Source organism: Roseovarius marisflavi, assembly GCF_900142625.1.
Lineage (GTDB): Bacteria > Pseudomonadota > Alphaproteobacteria > Rhodobacterales > Rhodobacteraceae > Roseovarius > Roseovarius marisflavi.
Genome location: NZ_FRBN01000004.1, coordinates 164,504 through 187,559, shown reverse-complemented (window position 1 = coordinate 187,559; position 23,056 = coordinate 164,504). Strand labels below are relative to the sequence as shown.

The 23,056-nt window shown below is 60.2% G+C and carries 23 protein-coding genes, 1 pseudogene and 1 riboswitch; of the genes and pseudogenes, 11 read left to right on the top strand and 13 right to left on the bottom strand.

Translation table 11 applies throughout. The features are described 5' to 3' along the window. Nucleotides 1–39 precede the first annotated feature (39 nt). Nucleotides 40–2,532: a BapA/Bap/LapF family prefix-like domain-containing protein gene (locus BUB78_RS06175; RefSeq protein ID WP_245813376.1), complete on the bottom strand. Its 2,493-nt coding sequence runs from the start codon at nucleotides 2,530–2,532 to the stop codon at nucleotides 40–42. 404 nt (nucleotides 2,533–2,936) lie between these two features. On the opposite strand from BUB78_RS06175, the gene argE reads away from it, so the two are divergent. Next, nucleotides 2,937–4,091, top strand: coding sequence for an acetylornithine deacetylase (gene argE / locus BUB78_RS06170; RefSeq protein ID WP_073196121.1), 1,155 nt, complete (start codon nucleotides 2,937–2,939; stop codon nucleotides 4,089–4,091). 29 nt (nucleotides 4,092–4,120) lie between these two features. On the opposite strand, the gene trmB is transcribed toward argE, so the two are convergent. From trmB to BUB78_RS06140, 6 genes are all read right to left on the bottom strand, one after another. Further along, complete coding sequence (gene trmB, locus BUB78_RS06165; RefSeq protein ID WP_073196119.1) at nucleotides 4,121–4,834, bottom strand: tRNA (guanosine(46)-N7)-methyltransferase TrmB; 714 nt, start codon at nucleotides 4,832–4,834, stop codon at nucleotides 4,121–4,123. Between the two features lie 44 nt (nucleotides 4,835–4,878). Further along, nucleotides 4,879–6,045, bottom strand: a complete 1,167-nt coding sequence (gene metK, locus BUB78_RS06160; RefSeq protein ID WP_073196116.1) for a methionine adenosyltransferase — start codon at nucleotides 6,043–6,045, stop codon at nucleotides 4,879–4,881. Between the two features lie 5 nt (nucleotides 6,046–6,050). Beyond that, nucleotides 6,051–6,098: riboswitch (SAM-SAH riboswitch) on the bottom strand. 38 nt (nucleotides 6,099–6,136) lie between these two features. Beyond that, the gene (gene lnt, locus BUB78_RS06155; RefSeq protein ID WP_073196113.1) at nucleotides 6,137–7,660 is read right to left on the bottom strand and encodes an apolipoprotein N-acyltransferase; all 1,524 of its coding nucleotides are present in this window, start codon (nucleotides 7,658–7,660) and stop codon (nucleotides 6,137–6,139) included. After that, nucleotides 7,653–8,540 carry a CBS domain-containing protein gene (locus tag BUB78_RS06150; protein WP_073196109.1) on the bottom strand — a complete coding sequence of 296 codons (888 nt, stop codon included), beginning with the start codon at nucleotides 8,538–8,540 and terminating at the stop codon, nucleotides 7,653–7,655. The genes lnt and BUB78_RS06150 overlap by 8 nt, the downstream gene beginning before the upstream one ends. Before the next feature lie 39 nt (nucleotides 8,541–8,579). Next, entirely contained in the window at nucleotides 8,580–9,068 is a 489-nt protein-coding gene (ybeY, locus tag BUB78_RS06145; protein ID WP_073196106.1) for an rRNA maturation RNase YbeY, read from the bottom strand. A 477-nt stretch (nucleotides 9,069–9,545) separates the two neighbouring features. Continuing rightward, a complete protein-coding gene (locus tag BUB78_RS06140; protein ID WP_073196244.1) occupies nucleotides 9,546–10,421 on the bottom strand; it encodes a glycosyltransferase family 2 protein in 876 nt (291 codons plus the stop codon). Between the two features lie 109 nt (nucleotides 10,422–10,530). On the opposite strand from BUB78_RS06140, the gene miaB reads away from it, so the two are divergent. From miaB to BUB78_RS06120, 4 genes are all read left to right on the top strand, one after another. Then, nucleotides 10,531–11,859 carry a tRNA (N6-isopentenyl adenosine(37)-C2)-methylthiotransferase MiaB gene (gene miaB / locus BUB78_RS06135; protein WP_073196103.1) on the top strand — a complete coding sequence of 443 codons (1,329 nt, stop codon included), beginning with the start codon at nucleotides 10,531–10,533 and terminating at the stop codon, nucleotides 11,857–11,859. Between the two features lie 189 nt (nucleotides 11,860–12,048). Continuing rightward, nucleotides 12,049–12,630 carry an OmpA family protein gene (locus tag BUB78_RS06130; protein WP_425442135.1) on the top strand — a complete coding sequence of 194 codons (582 nt, stop codon included), beginning with the start codon at nucleotides 12,049–12,051 and terminating at the stop codon, nucleotides 12,628–12,630. A 12-nt stretch (nucleotides 12,631–12,642) separates the two neighbouring features. After that, nucleotides 12,643–12,957: a hypothetical protein gene (locus tag BUB78_RS06125; RefSeq protein WP_139279266.1), complete on the top strand. Its 315-nt coding sequence runs from the start codon at nucleotides 12,643–12,645 to the stop codon at nucleotides 12,955–12,957. 182 nt (nucleotides 12,958–13,139) lie between these two features. Then, nucleotides 13,140–14,132 carry a PhoH family protein gene (locus BUB78_RS06120; RefSeq protein WP_245813374.1) on the top strand — a complete coding sequence of 331 codons (993 nt, stop codon included), beginning with the start codon at nucleotides 13,140–13,142 and terminating at the stop codon, nucleotides 14,130–14,132. 110 nt (nucleotides 14,133–14,242) lie between these two features. Here the strand turns inward: BUB78_RS06120 and BUB78_RS06115 are convergent. The 4 genes and pseudogenes from BUB78_RS06115 to BUB78_RS06100 all read right to left on the bottom strand — a co-directional run. Beyond that, nucleotides 14,243–15,130 (bottom strand): annotated as a pseudogene (locus BUB78_RS06115) (FMN-binding glutamate synthase family protein); the annotation flags it as partial. A gap of 11 nt (nucleotides 15,131–15,141) precedes the next feature. After that, nucleotides 15,142–15,825 (bottom strand): GltB/FmdC/FwdC-like GXGXG domain-containing protein, encoded by a 684-nt coding sequence (locus BUB78_RS06110; protein ID WP_073196096.1) that lies wholly within the window; start codon nucleotides 15,823–15,825, stop codon nucleotides 15,142–15,144. A 3-nt stretch (nucleotides 15,826–15,828) separates the two neighbouring features. After that, nucleotides 15,829–16,725: a class II glutamine amidotransferase gene (locus BUB78_RS06105; RefSeq protein WP_073196094.1), complete on the bottom strand. Its 897-nt coding sequence runs from the start codon at nucleotides 16,723–16,725 to the stop codon at nucleotides 15,829–15,831. A 160-nt stretch (nucleotides 16,726–16,885) separates the two neighbouring features. Continuing rightward, nucleotides 16,886–17,536 carry a helix-turn-helix domain-containing protein gene (locus tag BUB78_RS06100; RefSeq protein WP_084732783.1) on the bottom strand — a complete coding sequence of 217 codons (651 nt, stop codon included), beginning with the start codon at nucleotides 17,534–17,536 and terminating at the stop codon, nucleotides 16,886–16,888. A gap of 115 nt (nucleotides 17,537–17,651) precedes the next feature. Here BUB78_RS06100 and BUB78_RS06095 point away from each other — a divergent pair, with 115 nt between their 5' ends. Then, entirely contained in the window at nucleotides 17,652–18,041 is a 390-nt protein-coding gene (locus tag BUB78_RS06095) for a Hint domain-containing protein (protein WP_073196089.1), read from the top strand. A 14-nt stretch (nucleotides 18,042–18,055) separates the two neighbouring features. On the opposite strand, the gene BUB78_RS06090 is transcribed toward BUB78_RS06095, so the two are convergent. Both BUB78_RS06090 and BUB78_RS06085 read right to left on the bottom strand, forming a co-directional pair. Next, complete coding sequence (locus tag BUB78_RS06090; protein WP_073196086.1) at nucleotides 18,056–18,640, bottom strand: c-type cytochrome; 585 nt, start codon at nucleotides 18,638–18,640, stop codon at nucleotides 18,056–18,058. Further along, nucleotides 18,640–19,896, bottom strand: coding sequence for a PQQ-dependent sugar dehydrogenase (locus tag BUB78_RS06085; RefSeq protein ID WP_073196083.1), 1,257 nt, complete (start codon nucleotides 19,894–19,896; stop codon nucleotides 18,640–18,642). Before BUB78_RS06085 ends, BUB78_RS06090 begins: the two co-directional genes overlap by 1 nt. Before the next feature lie 556 nt (nucleotides 19,897–20,452). Here BUB78_RS06085 and BUB78_RS20645 point away from each other — a divergent pair. From BUB78_RS20645 to BUB78_RS06070, 5 genes are read left to right on the top strand one after another with little or no spacing between them, the layout of a single operon-like run. Beyond that, nucleotides 20,453–20,590, top strand: coding sequence for a hypothetical protein (locus BUB78_RS20645; RefSeq protein WP_170865031.1), 138 nt, complete (start codon nucleotides 20,453–20,455; stop codon nucleotides 20,588–20,590). Continuing rightward, the gene (locus tag BUB78_RS06080) at nucleotides 20,572–21,186 is read left to right on the top strand and encodes a response regulator (protein WP_073196081.1); all 615 of its coding nucleotides are present in this window, start codon (nucleotides 20,572–20,574) and stop codon (nucleotides 21,184–21,186) included. The genes BUB78_RS20645 and BUB78_RS06080 overlap by 19 nt, the downstream gene beginning before the upstream one ends. Next, on the top strand, nucleotides 21,183–22,490 hold the full coding sequence (locus tag BUB78_RS20640) for a cache domain-containing protein (protein WP_084732782.1): 1,308 nt from the start codon (nucleotides 21,183–21,185) through the stop codon (nucleotides 22,488–22,490). Before BUB78_RS06080 ends, BUB78_RS20640 begins: the two co-directional genes overlap by 4 nt. Then, on the top strand, nucleotides 22,433–22,576 hold the full coding sequence (locus tag BUB78_RS21440) for a hypothetical protein (RefSeq protein ID WP_342742306.1): 144 nt from the start codon (nucleotides 22,433–22,435) through the stop codon (nucleotides 22,574–22,576). The genes BUB78_RS20640 and BUB78_RS21440 overlap by 58 nt, the downstream gene beginning before the upstream one ends. Next, nucleotides 22,573–23,037 (top strand): response regulator, encoded by a 465-nt coding sequence (locus BUB78_RS06070; RefSeq protein ID WP_073196079.1) that lies wholly within the window; start codon nucleotides 22,573–22,575, stop codon nucleotides 23,035–23,037. The genes BUB78_RS21440 and BUB78_RS06070 overlap by 4 nt, the downstream gene beginning before the upstream one ends. Nucleotides 23,038–23,056: the final 19 nt, after the last annotated feature.

Genomic DNA, 23,056 nt, shown 5'->3' with positions numbered 1-23,056 from the left:
ATAGTTCAGCGTCTCAAATATCTGGCCGGTGTTGCCCGCCTAATCGGTGGCGTTGATCACCATTTGCGTGCTGCCTTCTTCCAGCGGGATATCGCCTTGCGGAATGGTCAGCGTCCAGTTGCCCGCGCCGTCCACCGCCGCGTCATAGGTGCGGCCAAAGACGTCGATGGTTGCGCTCGATCCCGCCTCGACACGACCCGAGAGCTGGAGCCCGCCCTGCGCCTCGGCGATGTTGACGACATTATCCGCGGTGATCGGCCCCTGAAGCGACAGCTCGTCGACAAAGGTGTCGGTCTGAACCGTATCGGTCAGGAAGGCCTCGTTGCCCGCCGGGTCGATCACGTCGACGCGCAGGTTGGCGAAACGCTGGCCCGAGACAATCTCGTTGGCGCCAAAGACGGCAACCCAGTTGTCGGCACTATCCACGGTCGCGTCATGTTCGACCCCGTCGACGGTCACAGTGACCTGCGAGCCGGGTTCGATCGTGCCGGTGACGCTAAAGCCGCCAGTGGCCACGTCGTTGTTGATCACATCGCGCCCATCGGCGGTGATCGCCAGATTGAGATCGTTGAGGTTGAGGTTGTCAACCTGCGTATCCACACGCACCGTCGCCTCGACCTCGGCCGGATTACCGGCGGCATCCTCGGTATAGGCCGTGACCAGCGGGTCATGGGTGCCGCGGGTGATTTCCTGGCTTCTGTAAAGGCTCTGCCACTGACCGCTGTTGTTGGCCATGGCGGTATGTTCGACACCGTCCAGCGTGACGATCACCCGCGCACCCGGATCGGCGGTGCCGGTCACGAGAACGCCCGCGTTCGCCTCGTCGCCGTTGATCACGCCATTGCCGCCAATGCTGGCCGCGTTCAGCGTCAGGCTGCCCGCTTCGGTATCAACCGTGATCGTCTGGCGAAGCTCCTCAGAGGTGTTGTTGGCCGCATCGGTCGCAATCGCGACGACATCGGCACTATAGGTGCCCGCCGGAATTTGCGCGCCGGTAAAGTACGCCGTCCAGCTTCCGTTTGCGTCGACAACCGCATCGACCTCAGCCCCGCGGAAGGTCACCACCACGCTCGAGTCCGGCTCGACCTGACCGCTCATGGTAAAGCCGCCATTCTGTTCGACCGCGTTGATCACGGAATCGTCGCCACCGGCATTGCCCGACATGGCAAAGTCGCGCACCTCGGTGTCGATATGGAAGGTGCCGGTTGTCTGGCTCGGGTTGCCCGCCGCATCAAACGTGCTTGCGGTGACGGTCGCTTCGCGCGTGCCGCCAGCGATGCTTTGAGATTCGAATTGCGCGGTCCATGTGCCGTTTTCGCCAACGATCACGTCCTGCTCGATCCCCTCAAGCGTGACGCGCACGGTCGCCCCGGCCGTCGATGTGCCCGAGACCTGATACCCGGCATCCAGCTCGGCAAAGTTCAACACACCATCGCCGCCAATCGCTGCGCCATTGATGGCAATCGGATGCGGCACCGTATCAATCGAAAGGGCATCCGTGACCGTGGTCGAGTTGCCAAAGCTGTCGGTTGCGGTGATGGTCACCTCGGCCTCACGCTCGCCCCCGGCCAGATCGGCAGGATCAAAGGTGACCTTCCACTGACCGTCTTCGCCGATGACTGTGCTCTGTTCCAGACCATCGACCACAACCGTGATCGACGCGCCCGGCACGCCCTGACCGGCGATATCGACGCCGTCGTCATAATCTTCGGCGTTGACCACGTGATCCGTGGCCACGGTGCCCTCTTCGACCGAAACCTCGGGCGGGGTGGTGTCGATCATGATCGGCAGGCCATCCAGCGTGGTCTCGGCACCATCGGGCTCTGTCACGACGACGACGGCGACATGTTCGCCGTCTTCGGGGAAGGTATCACCCTCGAACGCGACGTCCCATTCGCCATTTTCATCAACCACGGTATCGACGGTCTGATCGCCGATGGTGACCCCGACATCCGAGCCGGGCTCGCCGCCGCCGGTGATGGTGATCGTCGGGTCCTCCGCGTCATCGCCACCAATGGTAATTGTGCCATCTTCATTGACCGAAGGCGGAATGCGGGTTGCGGCGCCACCGCTGCCACCGCCACCAGTTCCGGCACCGATCACGGCCGCCGCCGCAAGACCAGCCGCCCCGGCCCCGCCAAGACCCAACAGGCTTCCGCCCGCCAGAATACCGGCCCCGAGCATCGAGACCTCATCATCGCCACCAACCGGCGTGGTGATCTCATTGCCACTCAGGAAGATAAGATCTTCGGTCGGGCTCCACTTGCCCCACTGTTCGGTCGGACCATATTGCGCGTAAACCGTGCCTTCGGTGCCCTCAATCAGGCTGACCTCGTTCAAATAACCATCAGCACTGATAAACAGGCGGCTTTGCGCAGCACCTGCATCACCGTAATAATTGTCCAGCACGATCATCCGGCCATCCGACAGCGTGATCACAAGATCACCACCATCACGGGAATAGCCCTGAATGTCGGTCTGTCTGAGATTTAGGGAAATTTCCTGGCCCTGATCGGCAGGTATAACCGTCACACCACCTTGACCCAGAACCGACCCACGCTGCGACGGGCCCGCACCCGTGCAGGCAACATAATCAATCGCTCTCTTAACACCACCACTTTAAGCCTCACAACGTAATACTTTGGCGCATCACTTTACTTTTCTGCCTTCCAATTCCCGTTTCTTAGACACAATCGCTAGATGTTTTTGAAGTGATTCGGACAAAATGAGCATATTTGCCAGATATCTAGCGGTGTGAGACTGAATTCACACACCCATCCACCACTCAGAGTCGCAATTGCAACTCTTCACCTCGCTTTCGGCGGTGTCATCCTGGGAAATTTACACCCTCAGGGCTTGACGGGCTTGGCCATGCTCAACACAGTCACGCAGTCTCAACGACCTTCAAACCGCCAAGGATATTGCCCGTGCGCACCATGCTTTCCGATACCGTCGCGCTTTTGCACGATCTGATCGCCTTTCCGACCGTTTCGGAAATGAGCAATCTCGATATGATCGCCTATCTTGCGCATGTGCTTGAATCCCATGGGGCGCGGGTAGATATCTTTCATGACGAAATCGGCCATAAGGCCAACCTCTTCGCCACCATCGGCCCCGAGGTGGATGGCGGCATCGTTCTGTCGGGTCATTCTGATGTGGTGCCCGTGGCCGAACAGGATTGGGCCAGCGATCCGTTCGAGTTGATTGAGCATGACGGCCATCTTTACGGGCGCGGCACCTGTGACATGAAGGGCTTTATCGCCGCCGCCACCGCCATGGCCCCGGTCTTTGCCGAACAGGTCAGGGATCGCCCGCTGCATTTCGCCTTTACCTATGACGAAGAGGTGGGCTGTTTCGGGGCGCAGGCCCTTGTCGACAGCCTCAAGGCCAAGGGCATCCGCCCCGGCGTGGCGATCATCGGCGAGCCGACCAGCATGCGCATCATCGAGGGCCACAAGGGGTGCTATGAATATACCACCCACTTCAGCGGGCTTGCGGGCCATGGCTCGGCCCCGGACCGCGGCGTGAACGCGGTGGAATATGCGGCGCGCTACATCAATCGCCTGCTGGCGCTCAAGGATGCGCTGCGCGCGCGTGCGCCAAGCGACAGCCGCTTTGAGCCGCCCTGGACCACGATCAACACCGGCAGCGTAAAGGGCGGCGTGGCCCATAACGTGATTGCCTCGAATGCCAGCATCGAGTGGGAAATGCGCCCGGTTCAGGCCTCGGACGCCGCTTTCGTCAAGGACGACCTGCGCCAGTATTGCCGCGACGTGCTCTTGCCCGCCATGCAAAGCATTTGCCCCGACGCCAATATCGTGACCGAAGTCATCGGCGAGGTTGACGGGCTGGAACCTGCGGAAATGAACGAGGCCAAGGCGATCCTGATGGAGCTGACCGGCGCCAATGGGGCAGAGCTTGTGCCGTTCGGCACCGAGGCCGGCATCTTTCAGCAATACGGCATGTCTGCGGTGGTCTGCGGGCCCGGCTCGATTGATCAGGCCCACAAGCCCGATGAATATGTGTCGCTCGATCAGCTTCAGCAGTGCCTCGATATGCTGGGCCGACTTGGCACCAAGCTGGCCGCCTGAGCGCTCATCCGCCCCTTGCCGGACGAGCCTTAGATTTTGCGGAACGTCAGGTAATGCGGCACGCGCCCCTCGCGCAGGGCCTTTTGCTCATAGCGCGTTGATATCCAGTCATCCCAGGGCTCGCGCCAATCACTGGGGCGCTCTGCAAGCCACTCGAAGCCATGGTGCGGCACCTCTTCAAGAGTTTGGCGGACATAATCGGGAATGTCCGTTGCCACACGGAAAATAGCGCCTTTTTTCAGAACCTTGCAGAGCGGAGTTAAATGCTCTTGCGTGACAAAGCGGCGTCTGTGATGGCGTTTTTTCGGCCATGGATCAGGATAAAGAAGAAACGCCCGCGAAATCGAGGCGTCTGGCAAAACGTCAAACATGTGCCGCACGTCACCGGGATAAACCTTGATGTTATCCGCCTCGGCCGCGCGGATTTTCCCCAGGAGCATGGCCACGCCATTGATGAAAGGCTCGCAGCCGATGATGCCGACGTCAGGGTTTTGAACGGCCTGATGCACCATGTGCTCGCCACCGCCAAAGCCGATCTCGAGCCAGACATCCTTGTCGCCAAAAAGCGCTTTGAGATCAATGTTTTCGCGGTCAGGGTTCTCGTCCCATCCGACCGCCCCCGGCGATAGTTTCGCCAGATCTTCGTCAAGATAGGTCTCTTGGCTTGGCCGCAGGGTCTTGCCCTTGAACCGACCATAAAAGTTGCGCCAAGGCGCGCCTGAAGGATGTGTGTCGCGCTTCATATTCAGTTAAACTGGCACGCGAAGAACGCGCGCCAGCCCCTTGATTAAACTGCCTTTTTCAAGGCCTCGATCAGATCGGTGCGTTCCCAGCTAAAGCCGCCATCGGCCTCGGGTGCGCGGCCGAAATGGCCATAGGCCGCTGTGCGCGAATAGATCGGGCGGCAGAGGTCAAGATGCTCGCGGATGCCGCGCGGGGTAAGGTCCATGCAGGCCTCGACCGCTTTTTCGATCCGCATGTCATCCACCTGCCCGGTGCCATGCGTATCGACATAGATCGACAGCGGCTTGGCCACACCGATCGCATAGCTGAGCTGCAGGGTGCAGCGTGCTGCCAGACCTGCCGCAACCACGTTCTTGGCCAGATAGCGCGCCGCATAGGCCGCCGAACGGTCCACTTTTGTCGGGTCCTTGCCCGAGAACGCGCCGCCGCCATGCGGGGCCGCGCCGCCATAGGTATCCACGATGATCTTGCGCCCGGTCAGGCCTGCATCGCCATCCGGCCCACCGATCACGAAGGTGCCGGTCGGGTTCACCCACCATTCGGTTTTCTCGGTCAGCCAACCGGCCGGGAGAACCTCTTTGATATAGGGCTCGACAATGGCGCGAATGTCGTCGCTGGTCTGGCTTTCATCGGTGTGCTGGGTCGACAGAACAAGCTGTGTGACCTCGACCGGGCGACCGTCTTCATAGCGCAGGGTCAGCTGTGACTTGGCATCCGGCCCAAGTGTCGGCTCGGCCCCGGATTTGCGCGCCTCTGCAAGCCGCTTGAGGATCGCATGAGCATAGAGAATGGGGGCCGGCATCAATTCTTTTGTTTCATCAACCGCATAGCCGAACATGATGCCCTGGTCCCCGGCGCCGTCGCGATCCACGCCCTGCGCGATATGCGCCGACTGCGGGTGCAGCAGGTTCTGGAACGACAGGTTTTTCCAGTGGAACTTTTCCTGTTCATATCCGATGTCGCGCACACATTCGCGCACGATATCCTCAACGCCACCCATGAAGGTCTTGAGGCGCGCAGGATCAGAAAGACCCACCTCGCCGCCGACGACGACACAGTTGGTTGTGGCGAATGTTTCGCAGGCCACGCGGGCATTGGCCTCTTCCGCCAGAAAGGCATCAAGGATCGCGTCAGAGATGCGATCACACACCTTGTCGGGATGCCCTTCCGAGACCGACTCGGAAGTGAAAAGATAGTTCTGTCTTGCCATGAAAACGCTCCAATATACTCTTGCGCCACGTCAGGAAGCCGTTGTGACGAATGCGAGCTTGGTTACGCCCCTGCCCCGATGGCGTCAATCACTATATGCGGCGGGCGTTTTTCCTGTGGCCAATGCGTGACAGCGCAAGCAGCAGAGCGAAAAGCACGATCGCCCCAAGATCGCCGGTGCGCGCATAAAACGTCGGCGGCAGGGGCGGCGGCAAGGGCGCATCGCGCCAGCCTGCCTGTCCCATCGGGATGCGGGCCGTGATCCGGCCAGTGGCGTCTATCATCGCCGAGACGCCGGTATTGGCGACCCGGATCATCGGCAGGCCCTGTTCGGCGCTGCGCAGCCGGGCCTGTGCCAGATGCTGATAGGGCCCCGAGACCTGCCCGAACCAGGCGTCATTGGTGATCAAAAGCATGAAATCCGCCCGCCGGGGCGCCGACAGGACATCCTGCGCAAAGACCCCCTCGTAACAGATCAGCGGCAGGGCCGCGCCAAGCCCCCCAATGTCGATCACCTGCGCCCCCGGCCCCGAGGAATAGCCCTGCCCCTCATTTGCGGCGAGGCCGTGAATGCCGATCTGCCCAAGCCAGTCGCCATAGGGCACATATTCGCCAAAGGGCACCAGATGATGCTTGTCATAGACCGCCGCGACGGTGCCGCCCGCCTCAACCAGCGCCAGCGAGTTGAAAAGCCGCCGATCGTCATGGCGTTGTAACCCCACGACCACCGGCACGCCGCCCGCGGCCGCCGAGATCACCTCAAGCGTCGGCGCGGCGTTGTTGAGCATGACCGGCACCGCCGTTTCCGGCCAGACGATCAGATCGGGGCGTTGCTCCCCCGCCTGCGTGAACAGGATCTGGCGGTCGAAAAACCCCTGTATCTTGTCAGCCTGCCACTTTTCATGCTGCGGCGCATTGGGCTGGATCAGGCGCACGGTCGGCGCGCCGGTCTGCGCCGCCGCATCGGGGCGCAAACCGGCGCCCAAGGGCCAGAGCAAGCCAAGCGCAACCACCACCACGGCGGCGACCCGCCCGCCCGACACCGCATGCCAAAGCGCCGCTGCCCCGCCAAGCACAAGCGCCGTCAGCCCGAGCGCTCCCGCATAAGAGGCCCAGTGCAACAGGCCCGTATCAATCAACACATGCCCCGGCTGTGCCCATGGAAACCCGGTGAAAATATATCCGCGCGCGGCCTCGGCCAAGCCAGGCCCGCCGATAAATCCGGCCGCACCGCCCCCCGGCGCACGGCCAAGCGCAAGGCCGGCCGCAAAGAACAGGGCAAGCCCCGCCGCCAGACCCAACAAGGCGAAAGGCGCCATCCAGCCGTGGCGCGCCACATCGACCAGAAAGGGCTCGACGATCCAGCTGAGCGCCACAAGGAAATACCCGGTGCCAAAGGCCCAGCCGAGCCCCGCCGCCTGACGCCAGTCAGAGACCTTGAGAAAAAGTCCAAAGAGCAGCGCGACCATCACAAGGGTCACCGGCCAAAGGCCAAATGGCGCCTGCCCCAGAGCGGCGAGTGCGCCGATCGCAATGACACTTAGCCAGCGGCGCAGGGGCGCCAAGCCGACAAGGCGGCACAAGGCCCGGTCCGGCAGGCCTGAAAGGTTAGCCATTCACCGGCTCGGCAAGCCGGACGCGCAGGCGTTTCACCCGGCGCGGATCGGCCTCCATCACCTCGATCACCGGCCCGGCGGGATGCTCGATCACCTCGCCGCGCACCGGCACCCGGCCAAGCAGCATGAAGACCAGCCCGCCGAGCGTGTCGATTTCCTCTTCATCGACCGAATCCACATCCGTCAGCGATTGGCCGATCTCTGCCTCGAAATCCTCAAGCGGGGTTTTGGCGAGCGCCACGTAACAGCCTGGGCTTTCCTCGTTCCAGAAATGGCCCTCGTCGATGTCATGCTCGTCCTCGATCTCGCCGACGACCTGTTCGATCAGGTCTTCGATGGTGACAAGCCCGTCAACGCCGCCATATTCGTCGATCACAAGCGCCATGTGGCGCCGCTCGGCCTGCATCTTTTGCAAAAGCACGCCAATCGGCATCGAGGGCGGCACGAACAGCAAGGGCCGCAGCATCCGCTTGAGCGAAAAGCGCCCGCCATTGCCGTTGAACCCGTGCTTGAGCGCGAAATCCTTGAGGTGCACCATGCCGATCGGCGTATCCAGCGTGCCCTCATAGACCGGCAGGCGGGTCATGCCGCTGTTGCGGAAAACATGCACCAGCTCGTCCTTGGTTATGGTAGCGGGCACCGAGACGATATCGGCCTTGGGGATGGCCACGTCTTCGACCGCCATGTCACGCAGGTTGCGCATGCCAAAGCCGCCGTTGGTCGGCGTTGCATCTTCTTGCTCGTCCAAAGCAGTGGCATCGGTGGGGTTGAACACACCTATGAAACGGCGAAAAAAACCGCCTGTTTCTTCACTTGCCGTTTGGTCTTCCGGCTGCGCGCTTTGCGCTGCGTTAGAAGACCCGTCGATACTCTCGCCCATCCGTCTCTTTCTAGTTTGCGGGCACAAGCGCCCAATGTCCTAATATGGGTCAGGTAACCCCAGTTTGCCAAGTATCGCCACTTCGGTTGCTTCCATCAAAGTGGCATCTTGGTCACGGATATGATCATAACCCAACAAATGTAACACCGCGTGAACAATCAAGTGCGTCACATGATCCGCAAGCGGCTTGTTGCCAGCTTCCGCCTCGGCGGCGCAGGTGTCATAGGCGATGGCGATATCGCCAAGCCCAGCATCCGGGCCCGGCACCGGCAGATCGGGCAGCGCGCCGGGGGTTTGCGCCGCGCGCTCTTCGCTTGGCCAGGACAGCACATTGGTCGCCTGCGGCTTTTCACGAAAATCCGCGTTCAGCACGGCTATGCGCGCATCGTCACAGCCCAGAATGCTGATTTCCCAATCGGCGGGATCAAGGCCGAGATGGATCAGGGTGGCCTGGGCCGCGCGTTCGGCAAGTGGGCTGAAATCCAGGAGGGCCCAGCGCTCATCTTCAATCAGGATTTCAGTTAACATGGAAGCTCACGCAGAATGCTGGAAGTGGAAGTGTAAGGATGCATCCCTATTACGTCCGAGATGACCCGACAGCAAGCTTGAGAAGCCAGCCCCCCGGTTCGAGGTAAACGTCTTGAGCAAAGGCAACCGAGGTCGCGGGGCCTGAACAGATTCATAAACATGCACATCGGAGCGCTCAGAATGAAGTGGTCCTGCTTTTCAGGACAGTCATGAGACCAGATGGTCAGGCCCTTCCTGGGTCACGCGGCATCTTCGAGACAAAGCCTCACCGCAAGGCGTTCCCGGGCAGTCGACAGGTCCAGGGAAAGACTCGTGTCAGGTCGGTCGCTGTTTGAGTCAAACCACCCGAGAACCGGAGACTATCATATGATTGTCCGCATTCATGACCTCTGGCTTGCCGTAGCTGGAAATAGCCTCCTCCAGGGCTTCAGCGCAAAAGCTGGCATCCAGCGAATTTGAGAGCCGCCAAATGCCTGACTAGAACCACTGCCCCGGTTCCATCAACCCCAGATCCAGCAATTGTCGCGAATGCCAGTCAAACGGAATGGAATTGTGCCACTTGAACGTGTGGATATCAAAGGTCGAGCCGGGGTTGCGCTTGAGCGCCTTGGCGGTGCGAAAAGATACGATCGCACTTGTCAGATTGTGATGCCAGGGACAGGCATAGGTGTTGTATTCTTCCTCGCTGAACGTGTGATCCTCGCGCAGGATCAGCCCCGGCCTGGCCTTGAAAAGCGCGATCCGGTCGATCTTGCGGCGCTTGGACGGGATATGCTCTTCATAGCGCCACCGCAGGCCGCCGAAGAAATCAAGCTGGCGTTCCTTGGCGTGGTTGTGATTGCCCGGATCGGGCCGGGCAAGCGCATAATAGCCGGATTTGTCCATATGCGCATGTTCCAGCGAGACCGCATTTGAATGGGTATCAAGATCGTCGGCATAAAGGTCGATCACATAGCACAGCATCGCGTCGCGCCGCTCTTCGGCGTGAAAGGCAAGCATTTCCCCGACGGTGCGCGTTTCGCAGAACGGATAGAACAGGTATTCGGCGTTGTAGCAGTAATACATCCAAAGCCCCGGCGCGGCGGCAATCACCGCATTGACCGCCTCGCTCAGGCTGTCGCCGCCCGAAAGATCATGCTGGATGCGGTAAACAGTCTCGGCCTGTGCCACGTCGGGGGCGAGATCAAAGTTGTCCGGCAAGAACGCCAGCACCGATTTGAACCCCGAATCAAGATGATGGCGCAGGGTCGAATTAAGCTCGGTCTCATCTTCGGCAAACACCATGGCCACAGGCCCTTTTGCAAGGGCCTTGCCGGGGTTGGCAAGAAAGTCTCTGAGGCGCGGTGAGGGCATGCGTTGCTCGGTCCTTTTGGTGCAAGAATCGGCCAAACGCAGACGCATTGCAAGTGCCCCTGAAAGTGATGTAGTCAGGCCCCCTGAAACCATGGCAGGAGCCGGGCATATGGCCGATGTGAAAAAACTCTATATCAAGACCTATGGCTGTCAGATGAACGTCTATGACAGCGAGCGGATGGCAGAGGCCATGGGCGGTGCGGGTTATGTCGAAACCACAAGCCCCGATGACGCTGACATGATCCTGCTCAACACCTGTCATATCCGCGAAAAGGCCGCCGAAAAGGTCTATTCCGAGCTGGGCCGCTTTCGCGATCTCAAGGCCGCGAACCCTGATCTCAAAATCGGCGTGGCGGGCTGTGTCGCGCAGGCCGAGGGCGAAGAGATCATGCGCCGCCAGCCGCTGGTCGATCTGGTGGTCGGGCCGCAAAGCTATCACCGACTGCCCCAGATGGAGGCCAAGGTGCGCGCCGGGGGCACGGCGCTTGATACCGATTTTCCCGCCGACGACAAATTCGACACCCTTCGCCACCGGCCCAAGGCCGCGCGTGGCCCGACCGCCTTTTTGACGGTGCAGGAGGGCTGTGACAAATTCTGTGCGTTCTGCGTGGTGCCCTATACCCGTGGCGCCGAGGTAAGCCGCCCGGCCAGCCGCATCCTCGAAGAGGCCCGCAACCTGGTCGAGCGCGGCGTGCGCGAAATCACCCTTCTGGGCCAGAACGTGAACGCCTATCACGGCGCGGGCGAGGACGGCGGTGACTGGACATTGGCGCGGCTGATCTGGGCGCTCAATAACATCGACGGTCTTGAACGCATCCGCTTTACCACCAGCCACCCCAACGACATGGGCGACGACCTTATCGCGGCGCATGGCGAATGCGCCAAGCTGATGCCCTATCTGCATCTTCCGGTGCAGTCGGGCAGCGACAAGATCCTCAAGCGGATGAACCGCAGCCATACCGCCGAAAGCTATCTGCGCCTGATCGAGCGCATTCGCGCGGCGCGCCCCGATATCCTGTTGTCGGGCGATTTCATCGTCGGTTTCCCGGAAGAGACCGAAGCCGATTTTCAGGCCACGCTGGATCTCGTTGAAGAGGTCAATTACGGCTATGCCTATTCGTTCAAATATTCGACCCGCCCCGGCACCCCCGCCGCCGAGCGCGCGCAGGTCGATGAGGATGTGAAATCCGAGCGCCTGCAACGTCTGCAAGGCCTGATCACCCGCCAGCAACGCGCCATTCAGGACGCGATGGTGGGGCGCACCGTGGGGGTTTTGTTCGAAAAGCCCGGTCGCCTTGAGGGGCAGATGATGGGGAAATCAGATTACCTGCACGCGGTTCACGTGGCCAATGCCGATGTTGCCGTGGGCGATCTGGCCCGTGTCGAGATCATCGAGAGCGGCACCAACTCTTTGGCCGGACGTTTGGTCCGGGGCTGAAACCTGCGCTATTTGCCCTGATTGTGGCAGAATTACGGCGAGCTCTATGGATTGTTTCAACTCTATCCACAATATATGGTGGAATTTGCTTCACTTTCTTTTGATTATTGCTACAATTCAGCCATATTTAACGGTCGGTCGGTGCCTTTGTTGCACGTGTTTGGCCGGGGCCACGAAAAGGACAGTAGGGTGACGAAAATTATTTCGAAAACGCTGCGCGGCATGGTCGGGGGCGTTTGTGCCGCTGCCCTTTGTGTCGCCATGACAGCGGAGGTGGGCTTTGCCCAGAGTGGCGGTCAACGCACCATCGTTGGCGAGCGCTATGTGCCGACAATCTGGGTTGATCCCGATGGCTGTGAGCATTGGGTCATGGATGACGGGGCCGAAGGCTATATGTCCCCCCATGTCAGCCGCCAGGGCATTCCGGTCTGTCGCGAGGTGAACCTTTGTGGCGTGATCAATACCGACCAGATGTTTGCCACCGACAGCGCGCGCATCAATTCCGGCGGTCGCCAGCGCCTTACGGAGTTCTTCCAGAAGGCAGGAGCGGTGTCTTATACCATCGTCGGTCACACCGACAGCCGCGCCTCGGATGAATACAACATGGGTCTTTCGCTGCGTCGTGCCAATGCGGTTGCCTCGGTCGCCAAGCGCACCGGCGCGAGCATTGCCGATGTTCGTGGGTACGGCGAACGGATGCCCAAGGCGTCAAACAATACCGCAGCGGGCATGGCCAAAAACCGCCGTGTCGAAATCTTGTGCTGGCGTTAAGGGGATCGGATGATGAAAACAGTTAAACTTGCACTTGCGCTTCCGATCATCGGCCTGCTTGCCGCCTGTGAAGGTGGCGCTCATGGCGCGATCGGGTCCGACAAGACCAGCGATCGCGGCACCGACCGGAAACACCTGAGCCAGCTTCAGGCTGGTATCTGGATTGACCCCAACGGCTGTGATCACTGGATCATCGACGATGGCGTCGAGGGCTACCTGTCGCAGCGTCTGGATAAATTCGGCAAGCCGGTCTGTTCGGGCGTCGGGCCGGCGACGGTTGCCACCGGCAACTTCAAAGGTGGCAGCTCGATCCCGGATTCGCTCTGAGCGGAGCGGCCATTGGTCGAAAAATTGAACTGCGGGCCGAAAGGTCCGCAGTTTTTCGTTGTGGTCAGCAAAGTTTTGCCACCCACCGCTTGCACCTTGCCCCGCAACTTGGCAGGCTGAAATCACACCTCTGGTTTTTGGAGAACTGATTGGTCCATAGTGCGCCACCCCCCGTTTCCGACGTGGCTTCGATCCACGAAGCCGTTATTGAATTTCCCGATAACAAGCTGCTGATTGATTTATGCGGCGAATACGACAAGAACCTTGCCGCGATCGAGCGCAGCCTTGGCGTGCAGATCGTCCGGCGCGGCAATCAGTTGTCGATCATCGGCGACGAGGCCGCCGCCACCGAGGCGGTGACCGTGCTGAACGCGCTTTACGGGCGGCTTGAAACCGGTAAAGGCGTGGAGCACGGCGATGTCGACCGCGAATTGCGCATGGGCGGCTCGGATGCGGGCACCGGCGCGCGCGACGGTGATCAGCTTGAGATGTTCAAGGGCGGTGCGGTCGAGATCAAGACCCGCAAAAAGCTGGTCGAGCCGCGCACCGACGCGCAAAAGGCCTATGTTCACTCGCTTTTTGCCAATGAACTTGCCTTTGGCATCGGGCCAGCGGGCACCGGCAAGACCTATCTGGCGGTTGCAGTGGCGGTGAATATGTTCATCGAAGGCCATGTGGATCGCATCATCCTGTCGCGCCCGGCGGTCGAAGCGGGTGAAAAGCTTGGCTATCTGCCCGGCGACATGAAGGACAAGGTCGACCCCTACATGCAGCCGCTCTATGACGCGCTCAACGATTTCCTGCCCGGCAAGCAGCTTGCCAAGCTGATTGAGGAAAAGCGGATTGAGATCGCGCCGCTGGCCTTCATGCGCGGGCGCACCCTGTCGAACGCCTTTGTGGTGCTGGACGAGGCGCAGAACGCCACCACGATGCAGATGAAGATGTTCCTGACCCGCCTCGGCGAGGGCAGCCGCATGGTGATCACCGGCGATCGCACCCAGATCGACCTTCCGCGAGGGGTGCCGTCGGGGCTGGCCGACGCGGAACGTCTTTTGAAGGCCATTCCCAAGATCAGCTTTAACTATTTCACATCCAAAGATGTGGTACGCCATCCGCTTGTGGCCGCGATCATCGAGGCCTACGAGAGCGAACAGAGCGTGCCGGCTTCCGCTTGAACGATAAAGGGCACCTGCCTGGATGCCCTTTGAGTGAAAGCATCGCGCCATAGGCCGGAAGCGGCCCGGCAAATTCGGACAGCATGCCAAGATGTATCCAACCCGCATGAATGGATACAAGAATGGCGAAGCGGCGGAACGGCGGGGCGGATACAGGCCAGCGTCGGCAGGCCGACGTGTTCGATGAACACGTCCCGTGTTGCCGCCGTGCCGCCCTGCACGCCGTCAAGAACCACCACATCGGCACCCGCCTTGACCGCCAGAGTGGTGTCATAATAGGGTCGCGTGCCGCCGATTTTCACATAGATCGGCTTTTCCCAGCCGGTGATTTCGCGCAGTTCGAGGATCTTGATTTCAAGATCGTCGGGGCCGGTCCAATCGGGGTGACGACAGGCCGAGCGCTGGTCGATGCCCTTGGGCAGGGTGCGCATCTCGGCGACCCGGTCGGTGATCTTTTGCCCCAGAAGCATGCCGCCGCCGCCCGGCTTGGCGCCCTGACCGATCACCACCTCGATCGCATCGGCGCGCCGCAGGTCATCGGGGTTCATGCCATAGCGCGAGGGCAGCACCTGGTAGACCAGCGTTTTGGAATGGCCGCGCTCTTCTTCGGTCATGCCGCCGTCGCCGGTGGTGGTCGAGGTGCCCGCAAGCGAGGCGCCGCGGCCAAGCGCCTCTTTGGCGTTGCCCGACAGCGCGCCAAAGCTCATGCCGGCGATGGTGACGGGGATATCAAGCTCGATCGGCTTTTTGGCAAAGCGGGTGCCGAGGGTGACATTGGTGCTGCATTTTTCGCGATAGCCTTCGAGGGGATAGCGGCTGATCGAGGCACCAAGGAACAAGAGGTCATCGAAATGCGGGACTTTGCGCTTGGCGCCGCCACCGCGGATATCATAGATGCCCGTCGCCGCAGCTCGGCGGATTTCCGAGTTGATCTCATTGGTGAAAGTGGCGGACTGGCGCGGCACGGTTTGGGGAATTTTCGGCGATTGATCAGTCATCTGAATGTGCCTCAGTAGGCCGACGCGTTGTCGACGTTGAAATTATAGAGATTGCGGGCCGAGCCATAGCGGCGAAATTCCGACGGGTCGGCATCGCATTCGCCACGGGCCAGAAGATCGCGCAGGATCTCGATATGTTCGGGGCGCATTTCCTTTTCGATGCAATCCGCGCCAAGGCTCCTGACCGAACCGCGCACGAAAATCCGCGCCTCATAGAGGCTGTCGCCAAGCGCGTCGCCGGCATCGCCGCAGACCACAAGGTTGCCCGATTGCGCCATGAAGGCCGACATATGGCCGATGTTGCCATGCACGATGATGTCGATGCCCTTCATCGAGATACCACAGCGAGAGGCGGCATTGCCCTTGATCACAAGGGTACCGCCGCGCCCGGTGGCGCCAGCATATTGGCTTGCGTCACCGTCGATGATGACGCTGCCCGACATCATGTTTTCCGCCACGCCCGGTCCGGCATTGCCCTTGATGCGGATCGTGGCAAGCTTGTTCATGCCAGCGCAGTAATACCCGGTCGAGCCGCGCACGGTAATATCGAGCGGGGCATCGACGCCCACGGCAAGCGCGTGGCTGCCCTTGGGGTTGATGATTTCCCAGGCGGTTGCGTTGGTGCTTTCCTTTTGGGCGTGCAGCGTGGAATTAAGAGCGCGCAGCCCGTCGGCCTCTAGATCGAATGTCTGCATGGGTCAGTGCTTCCAGAAATAAACGGTTGAGGGTTCGGGCTCCCAGACGCGGGCGGTTTCAATGCCCGGCAGGTTGACCATCGCGCGGTACTCCGAGCCGAAGGCGACATATTGATCGGTCTCGGCCATCACGGCGGGCTTGCAGGCAATCGGATCGCGCAGCACGCCAAAGCCGTCCTTGGTGCCGACAACGAAGGTGTAGAACCCGTCGAGATCGTCAAGAGAGGCCTCAAGGGCACCGCCGAGATCGGCACCGTTGGCCATTTTCCAGCTCAGGTAGGCGGCGGCGACTTCGCTGTCGTTTTCGGTCTCAAAGGTCATGCCTTCGCGGATCAGGCGGCGGCGCAGGCTGTTGTGGTTGCTGAGCGAGCCGTTGTGCACAAGGCATTGATCGGGCCCGGTGGAAAACGGATGCGCGCCCATGGTGGTGATCGCGGATTCGGTTGCCATGCGGGTGTGGCCGATGCCGTGGCTGCCGGACATCTTGGAGACCTCGAAGCGGGCGGCCACATCGGCGGGAAGGCCGACCTCTTTAAAAATCTCGATGCTTTCGCCCGAGCTCATGATGCGAAGGTCGGGGCGCAGGGATTTAAGGGCGGCGCGCGCGGCGTCGGCCTTGTCGGCGTCAAGCACAAGCACCGCGTGGGTGTCTTTGATCGTCATCTTGACCGGCGCGTCCAGGGCGGCGGCAAGATCGGCCTCAAGCGTTGCGAAATCCGCGTCGGGATTGGCCGATTGTACGGTGATGGTCCATTTGCCGGCCTCTGCGCCGCCGTAAATGGCGATGCCGGCACTATCCGGGCCGCGGTCGGTCATAGTGACCAGCATGTCAGTCAGAAGGGCGCCCAGCTGCGGTTCTAACGCGCTGTCCTTCAGGAATAAGCCCACAATGCCACACATGAGTCGGTTCTCCTTGGTTCATGTTTGAGAAAACTCTAGCACAGAAAACAATTGATTCAACTGCCAGGAAACTTTTTTTCTTAACAAGCATGGCGCAAACTGAATGCGCACCGCTGGTGCGGGGCGCAATCGGGTCATGTTGGTCTGTGGCCTGAAGGAGTTAGTTGCCCTGCGGGTAACAGATGATCGACAGATAGCGCGCAGGCAGTTTCACAAGCCCGTCCGGGCCATGCGGCGCATCGGCATCAAAGAACAGGCTATCGCCCGGTTCCAGCAGGTAATGATTGTCGCCATGTCGGTAATCGATCACGCCTTCGAGCATGTACAGCAGTTCGAGGCCGTCATGCTGAAACGTGGGAAACACATCAGAGGTTTCCGAAAGGGTGATAAGATATGGCTCGACCGTGACGCCCGAGGCGTTGCTGCCGATATGGCCAAGCAGGTTGTACTGATGCCCCGAGCGGGTGCCGGCTCGGTTGATTTCAACCGCATCCCCGGCCTTGACATGCATCGCCTCGCGTCGCTCTTCAAAGCGGCGAAAAAATGAGGTGATTGGCGTGCTGAGTGTATGCGCCAGAATTTGCAATGTCGTCAGCGAGGGCGATGTGATGCCGTTCTCGATCTTCGACAGCATCCCGAGCGACAGTCCCGTCGCATTGGCAAGATCGGCCACGGTCATGCCCTTTTGATGGCGAAACGCACGAACCTCGCGGCCGATGGCGGACTCAAGGTTTCGTTCATTGAGATCGCGTACCCGGTGCGGGTCTTGGGCGAGTTCCGGGGTGTTGACGGCGTCTTTGCTTTTGGTCATGCGAGGGCCTTGGTCATTCGGGTTCAGTTGGTTCTACGCACTCCTTGCGGGTAACTCCAGCATTTGGTGCGCTTTGGGTGGATTAAGCCGCCGGGTCTGGTTTTCCGCGAAAAGGGTGCAGGGCGCAAGTCGCGCGCCCAAAACCTCGGGCAGGGCGGCAAAGGCGCTGGCGTCGCATCCGGCCGTCACCCGCATTATGGGCACCGGCCGGGCCGATGTTGTCAACCTCGCCTTCGACCGGCACGAGATCATCTTAGCAGAGGGGCTTGCTGTCGAAAGCTTTTACCCTGGCCCGCAGGGTTTGAAATCACTCATGCTGACCGATTCACATAAATGCCGCGCGCTCTACCCGAAACCGCCGCGCAAGGCCCGGCACTTTGCCAAGATCAGCCTCTGGGCCGCGAAGCTAATGGCCAACCCCAACCGGTTTCAGGCACAGGGTATCACGCCGGGGAAAACCGCCGCAGGAAACGGTGGTGCTGGTGCCAGACTCCACGCACATTGACCGATTGGCCGGAGTTAGTCCGAAGGGTTCACCTTGAAATCAACCGCGGCGTACCATTCGGCGACGGCGCGGATTTCCTCGTTCGTCATCTCGGCGGCGATCCCGGTCATGATGTCATGGGTGCGCTTTCCGGTGCGAAAGGCCTTGAGTTGCGTGTCGATATACATGGTGGTTTCGCCCGCAAGATTGGGGGCATCCTCGATCTGGGCGATGCCGTCGACGCCGTGACAGGCAACACAGCCTTCGGGCGCATCGTCGGGCGATTGGCGCGCGGACAGTGCGGCGACCGGGGTCTGGCTGCTGTACCAGGCGGCGAGGTTGGCGATGGCGGTATCGTCAAGGTTTTTGGCCACGACGGTCATCATCTCGTGTACCCGTGTGCCATCGCGAAACGCGGTCAGCTGATGGGTGATATAGGCCGGGTTCTCGCCGCCGATATGCGGCGCGATCGGGATTTTGGCAAAGCCGTCGATGCCGTGACAGGTGCGGCATTGACCGGCAAGCTTGCGCCCGGCCTCAGGATCGCCAACGGCCTCCTGGGCAAGGCCACTCTGGGCGAGGAAACCCCCGCCCAGAGCCAGAACACATGCCTTGAGCATCAGTTGCCCTCGTACCAGATGCGATAGATCGCGCCGGCAAGGTCATCCGACACCAGAAGCGAGCCGTCGCGCAGTTGCGCCACGTCCACCGGGCGGCCAAGGTATTCACCGTTCTCGTCGATCCAGCCCTCTGCAAACGGCTCCATCGTGGCGGTGCCATCTTCGGCGATATGGGTGACCATGACGCGCGCGCCAACCGGATCTGTGCGGTTCCACGAGCCGTGCTGCGCCGAGAAGATGGCGTTCTTGTAATGCGCCGGGAACATCTTGCCGGTGTAGAAGGTCATGCCAAGGTCGGCGGCATGGGCCACGGTTTCGACCGCAGGCATCACCACGTCAACCGGCACGTCTTCGCCCTTGTACTCGTTGGTGCGCACCGAGCCGCCGCCATACCAGGGATGGCCAAAGTGCTGGCCCGCCTCGGTCTGATGGTTGAGCTCGCCGGGGGGGATGTCATCGCCCATGCCGTCAACCTGATTGTCGGTCCACCACAGATCGCCGGTTTCGGGGTGGAAATCCTGACCGACCGAATTGCGCACGCCGTAGGTATAGACCTCGCGGCCGGTGCCATCGGTGTTCATGCGGATGATACCGCCGATCCCCCATTTGGTGTTGATCTCAAGGTTCTCTTTCGGCGCGACGTTGAACGGCTGGCCGAGCGAGATATAGATCTTGCCATCCGGGCCGATATCGCACACCCGCGCGGTGTGGTTGAAGCTTTCCTGTTCTTCGGGGATCAGGTCACCCTGTGCAACAAGGTTGAAGGCCGCCACATCGGGGCTTTCGTAAAAGAATTCCGCAGCAGGGAACAGCAGCACGCGGTTCTGTTCGGCAATGTAGAGAAAGCCATCCTTGGAAAAGCAGGGGCCGTTCGGGATCGAGAACTTGAGCGAGGGCGCGAAATCCTTGACCTCATCGGCGACACGATCCTTGTTGCGGTCGGTCACCGACCAGACCTTGTCTTTGCGGGTGCCGACAAAGGTGACCACGCCCTGCGGGCCGACGGCCATGTGGCGCGCATCGGGCACAACCGCGTAAAGGCCGATCTTGAAGCCGGCCGGAAGGGTGATGCCCTCAAGCGTCTTCTTGATGCCATCGGCATAGGCGCCGCTTTGCTCGATAAAGGTAAAATCGGTCACGCCGGTCGATTGGAAATTCGACAGCTTGTCGAGGTTGTCGGGCACATTCGCGCCCTGTGCGTGGCCCAGCCCGGCCGTCAGGGCGAGCGCGGCAATGGATGATAGCAGATGTTTCATGTGGTTCCTCCCATTTGAAAATCTTACGTGTTTGATCGTCGTGTCAGGGCTACAATCGGGTCGCCTGGTCTTGCAATCGAAACGCTGAACCGGCGCGCGCTCTCCCCTTCGCAGGCCAGTGAAAATACCTCTTACGTTGCATTCACAAGACGCGAGCCTAGCCTAGATTTTCCAAAGAGCAAGGCTTTGATGGGGGCGGTTCCTACGACCAAAGTAGGGCTTTCATGCCGGTTGCAAGGCCCTGATGCGCGCCGGGTTGTCGGCGGTGCCCGGGCTTTGCAGACCGCGCCGCGCCGTGGCGGGCTCTTTGTGGCGCATGGGTCGGCGCGGTGTATTTTTCTTAATCGTTTCTTAGTCCGGATTTGGCATTCTGAGGGTCAGGCTGTGATGGGCTCGCCTTTTGAGGCTTGTCATTGGACGCGTGTTTAATGGGCTTTGGGGCTGCGCTTTGTGGCGTGCCGCAACATCAGCCAATTGGGGAATGCCCCCGGATATATGCCGTTTTGACGCCCGTAAAAGGCGGCAGGCGCGGCCTAGTTTAAAAAGGAAAACGCCGATGAAAGACAGGGCAAAAGACATCCAACCCTCTCAGCTTGTCGTTCCGACCGAGAAACATCTTTCGTCGGTGTTGTTTGTCGATGATGACCCTGTTGATCGCCACCGGATCATCATCTTTTGCAAAAGACCGGTCTGAATTTCAAGGCCGAAGAGGCAGGTGATCTTGCGCAAATGGCGGCGGCGCTTGATCGCTATCAGTTCGACCTGGTTTTCCTTGACTATCATCTTGGCGTTGAAACCGGGCTTGAGGCGCTTGCGCTTGTAAAAGCGCATGGTCGGCAGAGAGACGCGATCCCGATCATGGTCACGAGCGTTGGCGAGCATGACATCATCGTCGAAGCGATGCGCTCAGGCTGTGCCGATTACCTGATCAAGGACGAGCTGAGCGCCGAAAGTATTCGCAAGTCGGTGACCATGGCGATCGAGCGCAACCTGCTGTTGGCCGTGATCACCTCTGAACACTCCACGCGCGCGTCGCTTGCGGAGACCGTTGACCGGTTTTCACGGGCAAGTGCGCCGGATATGCGGGCCATCATGGCGGCAATGATGCGCCGGGTTCGAAGCCTGCGCGGCGATGCGGCGACCAACCCGAACGTTGCGCGCAACCGTCAGGGGCTGGAAGATGATTGCGCCAATCTGTTTGGTTACCTTGATGAGGTCAACGGATTGGTCGCGGTCGCGCGTGACGCAGTAGATGGAAAAGGTGTGCCAAGACCTCCGCGTTTGGAATGACCGCGCCGGGTCTGTTGGTCACGGCCCCAACAAACGGGTTTCGTTTGCGCGGCAAGCTTGTGATGATGACGCTCTGCATGACCTTGGCGATGGCGGTTATTTTCGCCGCCATGGCCTACTCCCAGGTGCGTGCAACCGTCCGGCATGCCGCCACAGACCGGTTAGGTGACATTGCACGGCATCAATCCGAACAGATCGCCGATGTGCTTGAACAGACAGCCATTGATGCCACTGTGTTTGCCGGGCTGCCGCCGGTCAGGGAAATTGTTCAACGCGATAAAATCTCCGATGGCGGCGATGTGCAGCCGGGGTCCCTCAAGGCGCAGCGTAAACACCGGCTTCAGGAGATTTTCAGATCGATCCTGACAACGCGCCCGCATTACACGCAGCTCAGGTTTATCGGCCAAGCGGATAACTGGCGCGAACGTGTTCGCGTCGGCCGTCATGAGGATCATATAAATGCCGTCGATACTGCGGATCTTCAAGCCAAAGGCGGCGAGCCGTACTTGAAAGACCTCGTAAGGCAGGCCGCAGGCCATGGCTATTTTTCGACGGTGACCTACAACCGCGAGCATGGAATCGAAGTTGGCCCGCCAACCATTCGCTACGTGCAGCCGGTGTTGGATGAGGAAGGTGCCTTATATGGCGTCATCGTCGTAAATGCGGATTTTCAGGCTCTGATTACTGCGGCGAGGCCAACCGTTTCGGAGGGCTTCCGGCTTGGTGTGGTGACGGGCCTGGGGGATCACATGACCTTCAGCGCCGATGATTCGAGACCAAAGCTATTCTATCATTCCGATCCTGATTTCATTCCGCCGCCGCATGATGTGGAAATCGCATCAAAGGCTGGTCCGGGGCAAATCTTCTTTGCCGGCGATGTGGCGATGGCCGCAAACGCGGTTGTGACCCCGCAACTCAATCGTCCGTTCGGCCTTTATGTGGTGACGGAAATGCCGCGCGACGCCCTTTTTGCGGCTGCGAACAAGATGCTGGTTCGGAATGCGGTTGTGGCTTTTGTCCTGATTTTTCTTGCCATCGGTATCGCGGGGATCTTCGGCGCGCACCTTACCGATCCACTGCTCCAACTCGCCGATGCGGTTCGCAGGCACGCCGGGGCCAAACCTTTTGATCTTATGGTCTCGACCAATGACGAAATCGGGGAACTGACCCTTGCCTTTGCCTCCCTTGGGAACCAGCTTTTGGGTCAAACCCTGCGCGCCCGCGCGATCAGGTCGATGGAAGTGGCATGGGCCTCGCCATTGTCAAAAAGCATGTCCAGCTTGCGGGCGGGCGTATTGAGGTGATTTTGGGCGCGGGACGAGGGGCCGAATTTCGGATTTTCTGGCCTTGCGTGATTCAAAATAACTCCCAGAAGGGACAAGCAGCATGAGTGACTCAGTGAAACTGAGCGAACGGCCGCCACTTGATATCATCCTTGTCGAAGATGACGATGGCGATGCAAAGGCCATAAGGCGGGCACTGACGCGCGCAAAAATCGCCAACCCGGTTATGCGTGTGGTTGACGGGATCGAGGCGCTTGGCCTCTTGCGCGGCGAAACCGGAACGCCGCCGGATTCCTACATACTTTTGATTGATCTCAACATGCCGCGGATGAATGGCATCGAGTTGTTGGAGGAAATCCGGATAGACCCTCTGCTCAAGGAGGCGGTTGCGTTTCTGCTGACCACGTCAAGCGATGAACGCGACAGGGCGGCGGCCTATGCGCATAATGTGACGGGCTATATTCAAAAGCAGAACGCGGGCAGCGATTTTGTTGATCTGATTGGCACGCTTGATCACTTCTGGCGGATTGTCGAACTGCCGGACATGAGATTGGATAGGATCGCTTGATATGAGTGTGATTGATGTT

Coding starts and splice junctions, on each gene's coding strand:
- BUB78_RS06085 (WP_073196083.1), bottom strand. CDS start 19,896: ATGAAACATCTGCTATCATCCATTGCCGCGCTCGCCCTGACGGCCGGG.
- BUB78_RS20640 (WP_084732782.1), top strand. CDS start 21,183: ATGACCGCGCCGGGTCTGTTGGTCACGGCCCCAACAAACGGGTTTCGT.
- BUB78_RS21440 (WP_342742306.1), top strand. CDS start 22,433: ATGGGCCTCGCCATTGTCAAAAAGCATGTCCAGCTTGCGGGCGGGCGT.
- lnt (WP_073196113.1), bottom strand. CDS start 7,660: ATGGCTAACCTTTCAGGCCTGCCGGACCGGGCCTTGTGCCGCCTTGTC.
- BUB78_RS06125 (WP_139279266.1), top strand. CDS start 12,643: ATGAAAACAGTTAAACTTGCACTTGCGCTTCCGATCATCGGCCTGCTT.
- argE (WP_073196121.1), top strand. CDS start 2,937: ATGCTTTCCGATACCGTCGCGCTTTTGCACGATCTGATCGCCTTTCCG.
- BUB78_RS06090 (WP_073196086.1), bottom strand. CDS start 18,640: ATGCTCAAGGCATGTGTTCTGGCTCTGGGCGGGGGTTTCCTCGCCCAG.
- BUB78_RS06150 (WP_073196109.1), bottom strand. CDS start 8,540: ATGGGCGAGAGTATCGACGGGTCTTCTAACGCAGCGCAAAGCGCGCAG.
- BUB78_RS06110 (WP_073196096.1), bottom strand. CDS start 15,825: ATGCAGACATTCGATCTAGAGGCCGACGGGCTGCGCGCTCTTAATTCC.
- ybeY (WP_073196106.1), bottom strand. CDS start 9,068: ATGTTAACTGAAATCCTGATTGAAGATGAGCGCTGGGCCCTCCTGGAT.
- metK (WP_073196116.1), bottom strand. CDS start 6,045: ATGGCAAGACAGAACTATCTTTTCACTTCCGAGTCGGTCTCGGAAGGG.
- BUB78_RS20645 (WP_170865031.1), top strand. CDS start 20,453: ATGAAAGACAGGGCAAAAGACATCCAACCCTCTCAGCTTGTCGTTCCG.
- BUB78_RS06140 (WP_073196244.1), bottom strand. CDS start 10,421: ATGCCCTCACCGCGCCTCAGAGACTTTCTTGCCAACCCCGGCAAGGCC.
- BUB78_RS06105 (WP_073196094.1), bottom strand. CDS start 16,725: ATGTGTGGCATTGTGGGCTTATTCCTGAAGGACAGCGCGTTAGAACCG.
- BUB78_RS06070 (WP_073196079.1), top strand. CDS start 22,573: ATGAGTGACTCAGTGAAACTGAGCGAACGGCCGCCACTTGATATCATC.
- trmB (WP_073196119.1), bottom strand. CDS start 4,834: ATGAAGCGCGACACACATCCTTCAGGCGCGCCTTGGCGCAACTTTTAT.
- BUB78_RS06100 (WP_084732783.1), bottom strand. CDS start 17,536: ATGACCAAAAGCAAAGACGCCGTCAACACCCCGGAACTCGCCCAAGAC.
- miaB (WP_073196103.1), top strand. CDS start 10,531: ATGGCCGATGTGAAAAAACTCTATATCAAGACCTATGGCTGTCAGATG.